The organism is Pseudoalteromonas aquimarina, from assembly GCF_049257255.1.
Lineage (GTDB): Bacteria > Pseudomonadota > Gammaproteobacteria > Enterobacterales > Alteromonadaceae > Pseudoalteromonas.
Map to the genome: position 1 here is coordinate 323,339 of NZ_JBMMUG010000001.1, position 15,468 is coordinate 338,806.

Below are 15,468 nucleotides of genomic sequence, written 5' to 3' on the forward strand. Positions count from 1 at the left end.
GTTTATTTTTTACAGCTTTTTCAGTGCAGCTTCTACCGAAATATAATCGGGCTCCTTGGCAAGGTTAGTCACCAGTTGTTTATAAACCACGGTATGCTCTTTATCTAAAATGATCACACTGCGCGCCAGTAAACCCATATCTTCAATTAACAGACCATAGTTTTGGGCAAATTCGCGCCATACTGCATCCGATAAAGTATGTAATTGCGTGATGTTTTCTGTTTTACAAAAACGGCTCTGTGCAAATGGTAAATCCATACTGATGGTAAGCATCACCACATCACTGTAGTTATTGGCAATTTTATCGTTAAAGTGTTTGGTTTGAAGGCTGCATATACCAGTATCGAGACTTGGTACTGTACTGATTAACACAGCTTTACCTGTAAAGTCACTTAATGACACTGGCGCAAATTTATTGTTTGCAGCTTTAAAGTTGGGTGCTGACTGACCAAGTTCTAAAGGCTTACCACGCAAAGTTAGCTTGTTGTTATTAGCAGATACTTTGCCCGAATCTACTTGGTTCACAGGAAATTGGTATTGTTCTGCCGATACAGTCAATGCAAAAACAGAAGCAGTCAGTAAACCAGTTAAGGTGATCATTTTTTTTAACATCATAATTTCAAATACACAGCGGCTAAAAGTTAGGTTAATTTAGCATAAGCCTAAACTGTTGATAAAGCGATAGTAATGGATACTCAACAGGGATATAGTAAAAGAGGTACAACCACTGGCTAAATTGTGAAGATTTAGCTATTTTGTGAACTATTTTTTTGTAATTTGTTACAATTTTTAGCACAATAGTCGTAGTTTCCATGCAGTGCTAGTGAAATCCAACTTCCTGCTCTAAACTTAAAAAGACTAATAATAAGAGTGATAGTATGGCTACCCCAGTTTTAATATGCGATGACTCACGTTTAGCGCGACGACAACTTGCTCGCTCTTTACCTGACGATTGGGACATACAAATCGAATACGCTGAAAATGGACTTCACTGCTTAGAGCAAATAAAAGCGATTCAACCGGAAATATTGTTCCTTGATTTAAATATGCCCCAAATGGATGGCTATGAAGTGCTGCAAGCAATTCAAGAGCAAAATTTACATGTCTTAGTTGTCGTGGTGTCTGGTGACATTCAGCCAACAGCCAATGAGCGTGTAATGGCATTAGGTGCAATCGACTTTATCAAGAAACCGTGTGATGCCGCTAAGCTCGAAGAAATCATTGAAAAACATGGCATTAAAGACAAAGCCATGCGAGAGCGTCTGCAGCATTCGCTAGGTGAGCAGCTCGACCCAGAATTACGCGATATTTACCAAGAGATCACTAACGTCGCCATGGGGCAAGCAGGTAATTTACTTGCGCGTTTGCTTAATGTGTTTGTTGAATTGCCAATCCCGAATGTTAATGTTTTGGAAGTAAACGAACTTTCCATGGCATTACAATCAATTGATACCAACGCATCGACATCAGGCGTTTGCCAAGGGTTTATTGGTGGTGGTGTTTCTGGTGAAGCCTTATTACTACTCAATGATTCCAGCTTTGTCGAAATTGCTTCATTGATGAATTATGAAGGTGAGCTCAATCAAAAAGTCGAATTAGAACTGCTAATGGATGTCGGCAATATTTTGATTGGTGCAGTGTTAACAGGGCTTGCCAAACAACTCGATATGCATTTTAGCCAAGGTCACCCTGTGGTCATGGGGCAACATTGTAATGTGGCTGATTTGGTTAGTACCAACCAAGACCGCTGGCAGCGTACTTTAGCAATTGAGATAAGTTATGGTATTGAAAACCATAATATTAATTGTGATTTAATGCTGTTATTCACGGAAGACTCATTAAAAACACTGAAGTTTAAAACTCAATATTTATTAGAAGACTAACACTATGAGCGTAGACTTTGAACTCAATGAAATTCACTGGATGATGGATATGTTTAACACCATCGACGTTGGCCTTGTGGTGTTAGACAGAAAGTACAATATTTGCGTTTGGAATGGCTTTATGGAAGCGCATTCAGGTTTATTACCCAGTGCAGTAAAGGGCAAAGACGTATTTGACGCATTTCCGGGTATTGATGAGGCGTGGTTTCGTTCAAAAGCGGAATCGGTATTTGTGCTAAAAACCCGTTCTTTTACTATTTGGGAACAACATCCGTATATTTTTAAGTTTAAAAATTATCGCCCAATCACAGGTAAAGCGGATTATATGTATCAAAACGGTACGTTGATCCCACTGACCAACACTACAGGTGAAGTATCCCATTTGTGTGTGATTATTTACGATGTGACGGATGAAGCAGTTAATAAACTTGAGCTTGAACAAGCAAATGCAAAATTAGAAGAGCTCAGTCGAGTAGATAGACTCACTAATTTGTATAACCGTGGTTTTTGGGAAGAAAGTTTTGCGAAAGAGTTTAAACGTCAACAACGCAGTCATAACAAAAGCTGTTTGTTAATGTTTGATATTGATCACTTTAAAAAGATCAATGATTTATATGGCCACCCGGGTGGAGATGCGGCGTTATGTTTTGTTTCGCAAACATTGAAAAATGTACTTCGAGAATCTGATGTTGCAGGTCGTTACGGTGGCGAAGAATTTGCCGTAACCCTTGTTGATACCGACATCGAAGGGGCAAAGATATTTGCCGAGCGATTAAGGAAAACAATCGAACAAGCTGTTATTCATTATGAAGAGTCTGAAATTACACTGACTATCAGTATTGGTATTGCGCAGTTTGATGGCAAGTATACAAAGTACGAGCAGTGGATTGAAGATGCTGATAAAGCGCTTTATCGCTCGAAAGAATCAGGGCGCAACACAGTAAGCGTTGCTTAAGAACAGTAAGCGCTTTTCAGCGCTTACTCGTCATATTTTCACTTTAATTAGTCGGCGAGAATTCCCCAGCCATCGCCATAACCATTTAATGGGTTGGCAACCGATTCTAAATAATTTTCCATATCTGTTATCAGCTGATGGTCTGGTACCATTTCAATACTAACTAGTACTTCAAACACGCCTGTATCTGCACATTTTTGCTGTTTAGTTGCTGGTGCTAAATCATCTTCACTAATTACTTTTGCGAATTTATCAGCATCACCTTGTGTTTCAAACAAAATGAAAAAGTCCAGTGTATGTATTTTGCTTAAATCCACACCTTCTTGGTGCATCTCAGCTAAAATTTGACCGTTATCGTCAGTTGGAAAGTCCATTAAGGTACTCATATAGTAATTTATAGCGCTAAGTTTACTGTGTGCGTTTGACTGGGTAAATATATAATCGCGAATGTTTTTGTTTATTAGCGCAATTTGTCGGGTTAGAATAATTTATCTTTTCTAAAACTTGAGTTTAACTTGTTACGCTACCTTGTTTTTTTTGCTGTTATTTTTTGGAGCATATCAGGTTTTGCAGCGCAAACAGTGTCAAATATCACTGTAAAAGCAAACGATGAAGCCTTAAAGCGTAATGTTGAATTATACCTTAACGAGCTTAAGCAGCAGACGTTCTCTCCTAGTATTATCAAAAAAGCAAAGACACTTAGCCAAAATGCACTTAAACCTTTTGGTTATTACTTACCTCTGATTGACGTTAAAGCTGAAAATAACGACGGTAAAGTAAAGCTAGTTGTTATCGTAGAACCCAAACAGCAAACCAAAGTAAGTCAACTCGATATCCAAGTATTTGGTGAGGCTAAAAATCAGCAAGCAGTGAATGAGCGCATTGCAAAGCTAGGTATTAAGGTCGGTGATGGGCTTAGTCATAGTGCATACGAAAAAGCCAAAGCCCTTATTAGTGCCACATTATTTGAAAATGGTTACTTTGATACAAAGTGGTTAAAACATGCCATTGAAGTGAGGCGGGGCACCTCATCTGCCATTATTCGCTTACATGTGGACTCGGGTATTCGCTATAAATTTGGTCCGATGATTATTGCTAAAGAGATAAAAGCAAATGACTTAGTTCATCGACTCAATCCGATGATCGTCGGAAATGCCTACGATAATGCCATTGTGAGTGACTTTAATATCCAACTTTCCAATATGCCTTATTTTAAGAGCGTGCGTGTTTATCCCGATATTGTAAATCGTCAAAATGGCGAGGTTTCGGTAATCGTGCAGCTTTTACATAAGCCCGAAAATAGCTTTGAAGTGGGTGGTGGTATCAGCACCGACGATAATGGTATTAAACTTCGGTTCAAATGGACAAAGCCTTGGATAACCAATGACGGTCACTACCTTGAAACAAACATCGAAGCGAGTCAGATTGACCCACAAGCACGCATTAGTTATACCATTCCTGTGAACGATCCTAATAATGATGTTTGGCGTTTTGGTGCAGGCTATATTTATGATGATCTTAAAATTTCACGAAAACTAACAACGCAAGCGCAAAGGCAATGGCTTACCGACAATAACTGGGTACGTACCGCGTTTGTTAAGTATGAAATTGAAAATTATGAAATTGATAGTGTTAACTACCATAGCAATATGGTGTTACCTGGCATTAGCTATGCGCGAAAACGCACGTTAGGCGGCACAACACCTTATTGGGGTGAGCAGTTATTGGTTTCAACAGAGTTTGCGAGCGAGCATTTAGCGTCTGAAGTTGATCTTTTTAAAGTACAAATTTTGGGTCAGCATTTACGCACTTATGCAAATCGTCATATGGTGCTGGGTAGGTTAAATGTAGGCGCAATTGTCACTGACGATATCAACGCTGTGCCAATATCCATGCGTTTCTTTGCTGGTGGTGATAAAAGTGTACGTGGTTATCGCTATGAGTCTATTGCGCCTAAAATTAAAGAGCAAATTGTGGGTGGCCAATATTTAGTAACCGCAAGTGCGGAATATAATTATCAATTTTTACCTAATTGGCGTGCAGCACTTTTTGTTGATGCGGGTACCGCCACTAATGACTTTGATGAAGAAATTCAAGTAGGTACAGGTTTAGGCCTGCGCTGGTTAACGCCAATCGGCCCAGTACGAATAGATTATGCTTTTGCGATAACTGATGATACGCGAACTGGCCGTTTTAGCATTACCATAGGGCCTGAAATATGAACGACGCTGTAAAACAAAGCCCTCCAATGAGCAAACGCATGTTACGTTTTGTACGTAATCTGTTTTGGGCAGTGATTATTCTTCTGATAGGTATTGTTGCATTACTGTTTAGTGGCATTGGTAACCAAGTGCTTGTTTATGGCGCCAATCAATTAGTGCCTAATTTAGCAATTGAGACAGATGGCAAGCCTTTACTGCGAGGTGGAAAATTTAGTGTTAATTACCACAATGCGCAAATAAAGCTAAACCTTAAAAACATGGTACTCGATTTGCGCTTTTATTCTTGTGCCGATCTCTGTTTTGAAGAACTTAGCGCTGACTTAGTGGATATTGCTTTAACTGGTGACACTAAACAACAAGCGAATACAGATGAAACTGAATTAAGCAAAATTTCTCTGCCATTGTCTATTGCTGTAAACACCTTTAGCGTTAAGCAAATTATGTTTTCACAAGGGCAATTAAACGCTTCGATTAGCGATGTTTTTACTCGCTTAAAATTGCGAGAAAATGAACTTAACATTGCGAAAATCACGGCTGGTAAAATTGATATTGGTTTAGCGCAAGCAGAGCAAAATACTGCATCGGTTTCATCTGCTAAAACGATTAGCTTGCCTGAAATATCCCCAATCCATTTTGAAACACCGCTTAATTGGCAAATAGGTGAACTTGCAATTTCGCAATTTCAGTTACAACAGGGCGAAACGACTCAGCTTATAAAGAATATAAACTTGCAAGCTGGGCAACATAACAGTGACATAACGATTGCAAAGTTATCCCTTGTTTATCAAGACTTGCGAGCAAAGCTAGAGGGCAGTTTGTCGTTATCTGATAATAACCCTTTAAAGGTTGCGCTTGACGTTAATAACAAAGAGCATCAGGTTGAAACAACAATCTTTGGTGATTTAGCAAAGCTTCGCCTAGAAAGTGAATTAACAGGGCTTTATTACGCTAAACTTGATGCATCAGCATCGTTACTTGAAAAACAGTTGCCGTTTAATTTGTCAATTGAATCTGACGCACTAAGTATTTCAGAGCAAGCGCAACAAATCACCGTTCAAAATTCAACTATTAAAGCAGACGGTAATCTTTCAACTTTTCGCTATCAATTGAATACAAATGCAACACTTTCAGGTTTACCAAAAATGGCGATTGAAAGTGTCGGTGAAGGTAGTCTAAGCGAAATTGATATTGACCGCTTTTTAATTAAAACAGCTAAAAGCAATTTATCGCTAACGGGTAATCTAAACTGGCAACAGGGCATTGAAGCTTCGCTATTTCTTTTATCAGACAAGATAAGTGTTGAAGAATTTGAACCAACAGTTGCTTCTGATATTGCCTTAAAAGGAGCTGTCGATTTTACTTCTGATGGCATTAATTGGCAGCTCAAAGTGCCAGAGTTTTCTCTCGCAGGTTATGTTAATAATGCACCGATTGATGCCAACATTGTATTGGCACTAGACGATAAACTTCACGCAGAAATTGACGAGTTTACAATTTCAAGCGTAGATAACCAGCTCACGCTTTCAGGTGATATTAACAAAAACTGGAATGTAAGCGGTAACTTAAATCTCGTAAATCCCGAAACTATTGATAGCCGTCTTTCAGGGCAGGGAAAAGCCGATTTTAATATCACCGGTGAGCTCAAAACACCCTTTGTAAATTGGCAAATGGCGCTTAATCAGCTGGCTTTTCAAGAGTATCGCATCGACAAAATTATAAGTAGTGGTACCTTAGATTTTGCCAAAAACTACCTTGCCAATATATCACTTGAAGCTGCTGGTATTAACCTAGATGAGCAATCTATTAATAAAATTGTGCTAAATACATTTGGCGATTTACAAAACCATGACGTCAAACTGCAATTGCACTCTGAAACAGTCAATATTAACTCTCAAATAGAGGGCGGTCTTAACGGTGAACGGTACCGTGGCCAAATTAAGCAACTGGCATTCAAAAATGAAAAGATCAATTTATCGAATCAACAAGCGATAGTGTTTGATTACGATCTTAACAAAGGCCTTGCTAATGTAAGTGAACATTGCTGGTCAGGGACTAATACTGCTTTTTGTCTTGAGGCGATAACGGCCTCGGCAGAGAAAGGCAATGTCGATTTATCACTGACGCATTTCGATTTATCAGTTTTGAGTTTGGTTTTACCCAAAACAATTTCGCCATCCGGTGAAATTACAGGGCACTTAAACGCCCGTTGGCAAGACGCTAAACTCTTATCAATTGATAGTGAGCTGCAATCAAACACCATAAATTTTGGTGTAAATGAAAGTTTTATCAACACGATAGTACCAATTGAGCAACTGTTTTTTAAGTTAAAAGCAGATGCGTCGGCAATTGCTTTAGATACCAATATTAAGTCTTCTGTGCTTGGCAATATTATTGGTGATATTGATATTAGCGATGTGTCAGGCAAACGTCCGCTTAAAGGTAAGCTTGCATTACAGGCGCTGAATTTTACTAATCTAAAAGGCTTTAGCCAGCAAATTGATAAACTTGCTGGCGAGCTAAATGCTGATGTGACACTTGCAGGCAGTGCATTTTCACCGCAAGTTCAAGGGCAGCTCAATTTAAGTGACTTTGCATTTTTAGCGCCGTGGACACCGTTATCGATTGAACAGGGAAACCTGAATATCGCCTTTAATGATGACAGTGCGACGCTAACAGGAAAGTTTTTTGATAATAATCAGGGAAATATTGCCATTGAAGGTAATGCCGACTGGCAGCAAGAGCCAAGCATTAATGCGCGTATTAATGGTGATGCATTTAAAATCGCTCTTGAGCCAAATTTATGGTTTGCTATCTCGCCAACCATTGAAATCAATTATGCGAAGCAGTTTGCTGATGTAAAAGGTAAAGTCCATGTTGTGGATGGCCGCGTAAAAGTAAAAGAAGTACCTGAAGGTGCGGTAAGTGTATCGGATGATGAACTAATTATTGATGCAGCTAAACAGCAAAATAAATCGGTGCCCATTGCGTATAGCCTTGATTTGGCGATTTTGATTGATGATAAAGTACGAATTGATTCATTTGGTCTTCGCTCCAAACTAAAAGGCGATGTGCTATTTAAACAAGTCGACAATACGCCTTTAATTGCAACCGGTGAAATTGCTCTGCTTGAAGGTGAATACCGCGCATTTGGTCAGGAGCTATTGATTGAAACAGGCCAACTTATTTTTAATGGTCCAGTTGATAAACCGTTATTAAATGTGCGTGCTATTCGTAACCCTGATCTTACTGAAGATGGCGTTACAGCAGGTGTTAAGTTAACGGGCAATGTTGAAGAGCCGCGCTTAGATGTGTTTTCAGATCCAAATATGGATCAAGCGATGGCGTTATCCTATTTACTTTCAGGAAGAGCACTTAGCGAGTCAAACTCGGCCAGTGACGGTATGCTTACACAGCTGTTATTAGCAAGAGGGCTTGCAAGAGGTGAAGGCAGCATAAGTAAAATAGGTGAAGCTTTTGGCATAGATGATGTTTCGTTGTCTTCCCGCGGCAGTGGTGAAGAAACCAAAGTTGAAATATCCGGTTATGTAGCGCCGGGTATTCAAGTGCGTTACAGTATTGGTATTTTTGATTCGATGAGTGAAGTTGCAGTGCGTTACCAATTGCTGCCAAAACTATATATTGAGGCGATTAGTGGCATTAATGATTCACTCGATATTTTGTATAAATTTGATTGGGACTAATAATGATAAAACTAACCCAACTTGCCCTTGCAACAGGTTTAATGTCGCTCTGTGCAATGCCGTTAATCGCCAAAGAACAAACACTGTCACCGGCAGCAGTTATTGAAAAATCATCCACTAATGAATGGCGCTCACTTGATTTAGAAAATACTCTCATTTTGACGCTTAACACGGGTGATGTGGTGATTGAGCTTAACCCTGAGCTTGCGCCAAATCACGTAATCAATTTTAAAAAGTTAGTGAGAGAAGGTTTTTATAATGGCCTTAATATCTACCGTTTTGTTGAAGGTTTTGTCGCGCAAGGTGGTGATATTTCTGAAAAGAAACAACCGAAGAGTGCAACTAAAACGGTAAATGCTGAATTTATTAAAGAAACTAAACAACCGATTGAGATTCAGCTGGTTGATACAAAAGATGGTTATGCTGATAAAACCGGATTTTTAAATGGCTTTGCTATTGCACAAAACGCCACAGGTACAAAAACTTGGCAAACTCACTGTATTGGAAACTTTGCAATGGCGAGAGGTAACGATATAAATAGTGGTGGTACCGAGTTTTACGTGATTTTAGGTAATCATCGTTACCTTGATTTGAATATCACCTCTTTTGGTCGTGTGGTAAGTGGCATAGTGCATATTCAAAGGCTTAAGCGTAAGCCAGAAACAACCATTGAAGATGTTAATTTTAATCCAATAAAGGGTTTTGCTGTGGCAGCGGATTTAGCAAATTCTCCAGCTCATAACCTTGAAGTGATGAAAACGCAAAGTGCTAGCTTTAAGCGCTATATCGAATCGAGGCGAAATCGTCCAGAAGAGTGGTTCCAGCATCAAGCAAACTACATTGATGTGTGTGGTTTAAGCGTACCAATGCGTAACAAAACCAGCGAAAAACATTAATTAACCTGAGCTCGGGATAATAAATTACTTTCTAGCAGCTACTTTTTCTTATTACTGCGTTAAATTTGTTTGCAATAGACTCGCTATTGACGCACAAATTTGCCTTGTACTAAGAAAAACTATCAAGCTAGAATGTATGAAACAACATAGCTAATATATTTCAAATACTTAGTTAACTTCTTAACCCGAGTTCAGGTTAATTACCCTGAGTTCAGGTTAAATAAAGTAACCGCTATTGGCGGTTACTTTTTAATTTAAACTGGGTTGTAGCATAATCGCTAGAACGATATGGGTTGATATCTAAGCCACCACGGCGAGTATAGCGCGCGTATACTTCCAATTTGCTCATCGCAAAGGCGTTTTGTAAATCACAGTACAAACGCTCAACACATTGCTCATGAAATTCATTATGGTTTCTAAACGAGATTAAATACTTTAATAAACTTTCGTGATTGATTTTTTTGCCGGTATAACGGATTACGACAGAGGCCCAATCTGGCTGAGAAGTAATTAAGCAGTTCGATTTTAACAGATGGCTGTATAGTGTTTCAGTGACAACTTCAGCACTCTCATCCGCTTGCAATAAAAGGCTATTTAAATCGTATTCAGTTACTTCAATATCTAAATCGTCTAAACAAATACCTGTAAATGGCGTTGGCATTAAACAATCAAACTCGTTGGCATTAAATAGTTTCACTACTACGTTACAGTTTGCAGCTTTTGATAAGTCGTCAGTGAGTATTTGCGCTACTTGCGCCATCGAATCAAACTTTGTTTGATTAAAGCTATTTAAGTACAGTTTGAATGACTTTGATTCAATAATATGACTGCTGGTGGCAGGAAAAATAAACTCAGCAACGGCAACAACAGGTTTGCCTTTTTGATTTAACCAAGAAAGCTCGTAGCCTGTCCAAGTATCTTCACCTTTAAATGGCAATGCACTTTCATCGATATTTAAATCGTCGCGATTGAGTTTACGGGCAATTGGAAACAGTAGCGAAGCATCATAGCTATCTTTATATTCGGTTTGTTGGCCGAGTAAAGCACCTTTTAGCTCAGGTGCATCTTGGTAATGTGACATAATCAGATTAGAATCGATAAATAATTTACTATTGTAACGAATAAATTAGGCAAAGGCAGTATGTCAATTAGCGAAAACTTACAACGCATTTATACCGAGATAAAACAATTAGCAGAACAAAAAACAGGTCAGGCACCGCGTGTCTTCCATGACCCGCAGTGGCCAAGTCCATGCGAAATTGCAGATTCAGTTGAAAATGACAGTGTGGCTTGGCAGCAAGTAGCGCAACAAGGCAGTTTAGATAAACTGGAAGATGCGCTAGAAACACAATTTCCAGAGCAGCTTAAAGCGTACTTTGCTAGTTTTTACAGTGATAATTTATTTGTTAGCTATCAAGAGCATAACCTGTGTTTGTTACAGGCATGGAGTGAGCAAGATTTTGACCGATTACAGCAAAATATCACGGGTCATGTATTAATGAAGCGCCGCCTAAAACAAGCGGATACAGTATTTTTTGCCACCTGTGAAGAAGATGACTTGTTACTTGTAATGGATTTATCTGATGGCAGTATTTGGTTGGAGTATTTAGGTAAAGCACCACATCACAAATTAGCTGATTCGATGGATGCGTTTTTAAGCGAGTGTAAAGGGCTTTATTACGTTCAATAATGAATTATTAAAACGTATTACAAAACAATAAGGCGCATAATGCGCCTTATTGCTGTATTGATATTACTGAAAGTCCCACGAAATATTTGATACCAATTCGCAATCATCACAGCGAAAATCAAATAAGCCAAACCAAGGCTCATCTAAACGCCAATCACCATTACATTTTGGGCACTTGCGCGAGAGCTCTTGCTCTTTAGATAACCCGCCTACACGGTATAAATAGTAATACACAGGCTTTTTGGTTAAATAACGAATACGTTTAGAGAGATCCATGCCTCGTCTAAATAAATCACTATCAATATCAGCGAGCTCTTTAATTGCGGCAAACTCGCAGCGGGTAGCGCCATTAATTTGAATTTGGTCACAGGCTTGCCAATCTTCTTGCCATTTCAGCAGTGCTTTAAAATCGCCATTGGCAACGGCAGGTACTTTGTAAAGCGGTACTGGCATAAAATCATCACCGCAATACAGCGGACTACAGGTATGTAAGTAGGTCGTGTACAAAATATAGCTAGAAGGGGATGTGCAGGTATCTGAGCCATTTGAATGAATATCTTGGCCAATTACTTTTACTTTTGGATGAAGTAAACCCGCTTCATTGAGTTTATCTAAGCTAAATTTAACAAATGGACTGTGGTTTAACGGGTGCAGAGCATCTTCTTCTGGACACATAACTCGGGTAATAAAAAAGCCGTCTTTCAAGGTGGTAGGGAATTCTTCACCAATGATTTGGCCATTAAAACGAAGTGCATTTACAAGGCGTACAATCGCTTGCTCAGCTGCTTCTAGTGTAGTGTCTTGGTAACAGTCAAAAGTCAGATCAACAATATACATAAATCGTTATTTAGTTTCTAAAAGCGAAAGAAGTTTATCGAGCTTTGCTTCGATGCGGTCGAGTTGACTTTGTGTTTGCTCAGTTTGCTTATTTGGTGTAGCAATAATCTGTCTAGCGTTTTGCTCAAAGTCAGATGGATTTTGTTTATAACGTGCCAAAACATCAATAATAATTGGCATAGGCACTGGCTGGGATAAATTAGCCTTTACTAAAGCAACATTCGGTTGCTTTTTTGCAGCTAGAAGTTTGCTGATAGCAGCAATAACGATGTCTTGCATAACGTTGCCCTTTTAAAATATTCGGGCAAGTTTACTGTAAACTAACGAAGCAAGCTATCAAGTTGGTCGATAATTTCACACCAATCAGCATCCAGTTCAAATGATTCTTTTATAAAAGCTGATTGGCTCTGATTCCAAAAAGGCGCATCTGCTAAATTAAGGCTAGGCGCTATTTTATGTGAACTGATAAATGCATCGATTGCATGCTCGCTTGAATCTAATCCGAGCTGTGAAAATAAATCTGCCATAGTGTGCGAGCCAGACTCCATTTGTTCTCCTTGTAGCATTGCTTAAGTCAATATAAAACAATAATAATTATAGAATAGCTCAAATAATGTGCTAACTTGAGATGTGAACAATAATAATAAAGGAAGCGATTATGTCTGATGTAACTATTGATCCAAGCGAAACCAGTGAACAACTCAAAGCCTCTTATCTCACTGCAGAAGATTGCAAAATTGCGGCGAGCGTTCTTTACCAGGCATACCATGATGATGAACTTTTTAAACAAATATTGGCTTACGACAGTGCAAAACCTGCTGTTTATGAAAAAAAATTAAGGTTACTTATTCGCGAAGAACTGGCTTCTTTTTGGCAAAATCACCAGCATTTAATAGGGGTGTTTGCTGATGACAACTTACTTGCGGTAAGTTGTGTACAAAAGGCGAATGATGCACTTGCTGCAGATAGAGTGTGGCATTGGCGTTTAAAGTTAATGTTAAATACTGGCATGCTATCTACTAACCAGCTCATCGAAAAAGAAAAAGCCATTCATCAAGCGCTCGCTGCCTTCCCTAACTGTTGCTTTATCTCATTATTTGCAGTTGATCCCCATGTACAACATCAGGGTATTGGCCGTTATTTATTAAGGGCGATTGATGATGTGGTAAAAAGCGATGATGCAAACTACAGTGCTGTTTTTATAACGCGCGACAGATACAGCGCTCTATTTATTAGTGAAGGCTATCATGCTGAGCAGGAACTGACATTTACCAAAGTATCCGGAAAATTATTTGTGAAGGAAAAAGTCGTTAATGGGTAATTTTGTTGTAGGAAATATCTCACATAGATGTAAGTTTGTGATGTTTTACTTCCCGAAATAATACCATAATTAAATGTAACCTTATGTAATTAAAGAATAATCTAAATATGTCTAAAAGATTAATAAATTTAAATTGAATTTACCTTATTACTCTCAAGAAAAATTGCCCCTATTATTAACACAACAAGGAAGCGAACATAACGGAATTATGTTCTTCTTGCCAAGGAAAGGACTTAGGCATTGATACAGGATGTATCAAGGGATCAAAGGACAAGGACGCAAGGACGATTGTGCGCTAAATGATTTAGCGTTTTGCTGGAAGCAAAAAGGATAAACGCAGGAGCGTTTCAAGGATGGTTTAGGACAAACCAAAATACATGGAAAGGCTAGGACGCGAAGGGATACCTCAGGGAGAGGTTTGGAATTAGGACAAGGATGGCAAGGGGATCAAGGAATGGTTTCCTTCAATGGATGAGAAAGGATGTGCTTCGGCACTATTGGTTACGGAAAACCACAGAAAAAAGGATATTTTTTCGGATTTGAGGCGCGACATTATGTTGCGCCTTAGTTTTTTCTGATGCCAGAAAATGATTTTCTAATTTAGTTTGTGTGGTGGCACATCAACACTGACAATTTTATCATTCTCAAGATTTACAATCCCGGTATAACTGTCTTGCCCATTACTGGAAAATTCCCACGCAAAACTGGATTTTAAACCTGGTTTACCATTTTTAAGAATGCCCACACGCTTTTTAATGCAGGCAATACTTAAAAACTGCACATTAAGTTGTTTGCTATGGCGATTGGCGTATTCGCGCGCACTCTCTGCGGCTTGTCGGTCAAGCCAGAACAGATAAATAACACATGTCACACCAAGAATAAGCCAAATCGACGCCATAAAGTTACCACACGTTTATTGTTGAAATAGTTTTCCGATTGCTCTTGAAAGCTGCTCGCTGCGATTTTGCATTCGGATCATAGCTAACATATGTGGGCGCAAACTTGGAATTGCAACAAGGTCTGCAAAAATGCCAATAAATACATCTTGTTCTTGATGTGTTGCTAAATATTCCATGAGTACGACTAAATGGGGTTCAAGTACATGCCAACAACGGCCTGTAAGCGTTAATACAAGGTCAAGATTAAGGCAATGTTCGTCTGCCATAATTTCAGCGACTGCACGCTGTAAGATACCGAGCGCACTCGTATTTGACATCATTCGTAAGTAATTAATGATGTTTTCAGTATTTTGCTGTTTTAAGGCTTTTTCAAACTGCACATAAAAAGCTTCAGTTAATGATACTGAAATGGTGCTATGTTCAAGGGTTGCAGCAAGCGACTGAACCACAGGCTGAGGCAGTTTTCCAAGCGCATTAATTAGATTTTGCTGATTGCGCTCAGTGAGGCGGATAGCAAAATCGGCAATTCCTTGTAAGCCAAGTTGTTGCCAATCATCAAAGCCCAACTTTCCACTAAAATAAAGCTCAACATGTTCATAATAGGCAGAAGCACTTTGCTTTAATTCATTTTTAATAATCGCGTTGAAGGCCGCAAGCTTATTAGCATTCGGTGTAAATACATAAGGGTTATTATCGAGTTTACTTTGCGCTTCATCATCGCCAGTTAATTGAGTGCCTAATGCTTCAAGTACCATTGAGGCAAAATGATTACGACTTGCCAAAATAAGTTTACTTTGTTCATCCAGAGGCATTTTTAAAAACCAAATGTAAGGAGTTTTTGACTCCTGGCTATTCCAAAACTGAATGGCGAAAAAAGCATGCTGCTGCAGTGGAAATGGATAGGGGATTTGATTATTTTCTATCTGAAGAAACGTTGATTTATCAATTTTTTGAATTCGGCGACCCATATCATAAACACGCCAACTTGTGCCTGCATTATCAAGAAGTTCAGCAAGGCTTGAAATAGATTGTTGCATTAAAAAAGACCCATTAGTGCGTTTTGG

At 38.9% G+C, this 15,468-nt stretch carries 15 protein-coding genes; 7 read left to right on the forward strand and 8 right to left on the reverse strand.

Annotation, left to right across the window (positions count from 1 at the left end):
- Positions 1 to 9 precede the first annotated feature (9 nt).
- Complete coding sequence (gene tpx / locus AAEU29_RS01460; protein ID WP_421972289.1) at positions 10 to 612, reverse strand: thiol peroxidase; 603 nt, start codon at positions 610 to 612, stop codon at positions 10 to 12.
- Between the two features lie 266 nt (positions 613 to 878).
- On the opposite strand from tpx, the gene AAEU29_RS01465 reads away from it, so the two are divergent.
- Both AAEU29_RS01465 and AAEU29_RS01470 read left to right on the forward strand, forming a co-directional pair.
- Positions 879 to 1,883 (forward strand): response regulator, encoded by a 1,005-nt coding sequence (locus tag AAEU29_RS01465; RefSeq protein ID WP_274761772.1) that lies wholly within the window; start codon positions 879 to 881, stop codon positions 1,881 to 1,883.
- A 4-nt stretch (positions 1,884 to 1,887) separates the two neighbouring features.
- The gene (locus tag AAEU29_RS01470; protein WP_421971753.1) at positions 1,888 to 2,838 is read left to right on the forward strand and encodes a sensor domain-containing diguanylate cyclase; all 951 of its coding nucleotides are present in this window, start codon (positions 1,888 to 1,890) and stop codon (positions 2,836 to 2,838) included.
- 47 nt (positions 2,839 to 2,885) lie between these two features.
- On the opposite strand, the gene AAEU29_RS01475 is transcribed toward AAEU29_RS01470, so the two are convergent.
- The gene (locus AAEU29_RS01475; protein ID WP_372770657.1) at positions 2,886 to 3,212 is read right to left on the reverse strand and encodes a ribonuclease E inhibitor RraB; all 327 of its coding nucleotides are present in this window, start codon (positions 3,210 to 3,212) and stop codon (positions 2,886 to 2,888) included.
- A 207-nt stretch (positions 3,213 to 3,419) separates the two neighbouring features.
- On the opposite strand from AAEU29_RS01475, the gene AAEU29_RS01480 reads away from it, so the two are divergent.
- From AAEU29_RS01480 to AAEU29_RS01490, 3 genes are read left to right on the forward strand one after another with little or no spacing between them, the layout of a single operon-like run.
- A complete protein-coding gene (locus AAEU29_RS01480) occupies positions 3,420 to 5,060 on the forward strand; it encodes an autotransporter assembly complex protein TamA (protein WP_421971754.1) in 1,641 nt (546 codons plus the stop codon).
- Positions 5,057 to 8,761, forward strand: coding sequence for an autotransporter assembly complex protein TamB (gene tamB, locus AAEU29_RS01485; protein ID WP_421971755.1), 3,705 nt, complete (start codon positions 5,057 to 5,059; stop codon positions 8,759 to 8,761). The genes AAEU29_RS01480 and tamB overlap by 4 nt, the downstream gene beginning before the upstream one ends.
- A 2-nt stretch (positions 8,762 to 8,763) precedes the next feature.
- Positions 8,764 to 9,657, forward strand: a complete 894-nt coding sequence (locus AAEU29_RS01490) for a peptidylprolyl isomerase (RefSeq protein WP_421971756.1) — start codon at positions 8,764 to 8,766, stop codon at positions 9,655 to 9,657.
- Between the two features lie 232 nt (positions 9,658 to 9,889).
- On the opposite strand, the gene queF is transcribed toward AAEU29_RS01490, so the two are convergent.
- The gene (gene queF, locus AAEU29_RS01495) at positions 9,890 to 10,738 is read right to left on the reverse strand and encodes an NADPH-dependent 7-cyano-7-deazaguanine reductase QueF (RefSeq protein WP_421971757.1); all 849 of its coding nucleotides are present in this window, start codon (positions 10,736 to 10,738) and stop codon (positions 9,890 to 9,892) included.
- Positions 10,739 to 10,798: 60 nt separating this feature from the next.
- Here queF and syd point away from each other — a divergent pair, with 60 nt between their 5' ends.
- Positions 10,799 to 11,347 (forward strand): SecY-interacting protein, encoded by a 549-nt coding sequence (gene syd, locus AAEU29_RS01500; protein WP_421971758.1) that lies wholly within the window; start codon positions 10,799 to 10,801, stop codon positions 11,345 to 11,347.
- A 63-nt stretch (positions 11,348 to 11,410) separates the two neighbouring features.
- Here syd and AAEU29_RS01505 read toward each other — a convergent pair whose 3' ends face one another.
- Genes AAEU29_RS01505 through AAEU29_RS01515 form a run of 3 tightly spaced genes read right to left on the reverse strand, consistent with a single transcriptional unit; the run spans position 11,411 to position 12,732 of the window.
- The gene (locus tag AAEU29_RS01505) at positions 11,411 to 12,184 is read right to left on the reverse strand and encodes a Zn-ribbon-containing protein (protein ID WP_421971759.1); all 774 of its coding nucleotides are present in this window, start codon (positions 12,182 to 12,184) and stop codon (positions 11,411 to 11,413) included.
- Between the two features lie 6 nt (positions 12,185 to 12,190).
- Complete coding sequence (locus AAEU29_RS01510; RefSeq protein WP_421971760.1) at positions 12,191 to 12,463, reverse strand: hypothetical protein; 273 nt, start codon at positions 12,461 to 12,463, stop codon at positions 12,191 to 12,193.
- A 41-nt stretch (positions 12,464 to 12,504) separates the two neighbouring features.
- On the reverse strand, positions 12,505 to 12,732 hold the full coding sequence (locus AAEU29_RS01515; RefSeq protein ID WP_421971761.1) for a DUF2789 domain-containing protein: 228 nt from the start codon (positions 12,730 to 12,732) through the stop codon (positions 12,505 to 12,507).
- 110 nt (positions 12,733 to 12,842) lie between these two features.
- On the opposite strand from AAEU29_RS01515, the gene AAEU29_RS01520 reads away from it, so the two are divergent.
- The gene (locus AAEU29_RS01520; RefSeq protein WP_421971762.1) at positions 12,843 to 13,505 is read left to right on the forward strand and encodes a GNAT family N-acetyltransferase; all 663 of its coding nucleotides are present in this window, start codon (positions 12,843 to 12,845) and stop codon (positions 13,503 to 13,505) included.
- 595 nt (positions 13,506 to 14,100) lie between these two features.
- Here the strand turns inward: AAEU29_RS01520 and AAEU29_RS01525 are convergent.
- Positions 14,101 to 14,403, reverse strand: coding sequence for a DUF3301 domain-containing protein (locus tag AAEU29_RS01525; protein WP_274761760.1), 303 nt, complete (start codon positions 14,401 to 14,403; stop codon positions 14,101 to 14,103).
- Between the two features lie 15 nt (positions 14,404 to 14,418).
- Positions 14,419 to 15,441 carry a DUF3549 family protein gene (locus AAEU29_RS01530; protein ID WP_421971763.1) on the reverse strand — a complete coding sequence of 341 codons (1,023 nt, stop codon included), beginning with the start codon at positions 15,439 to 15,441 and terminating at the stop codon, positions 14,419 to 14,421.
- Positions 15,442 to 15,468: the final 27 nt, after the last annotated feature.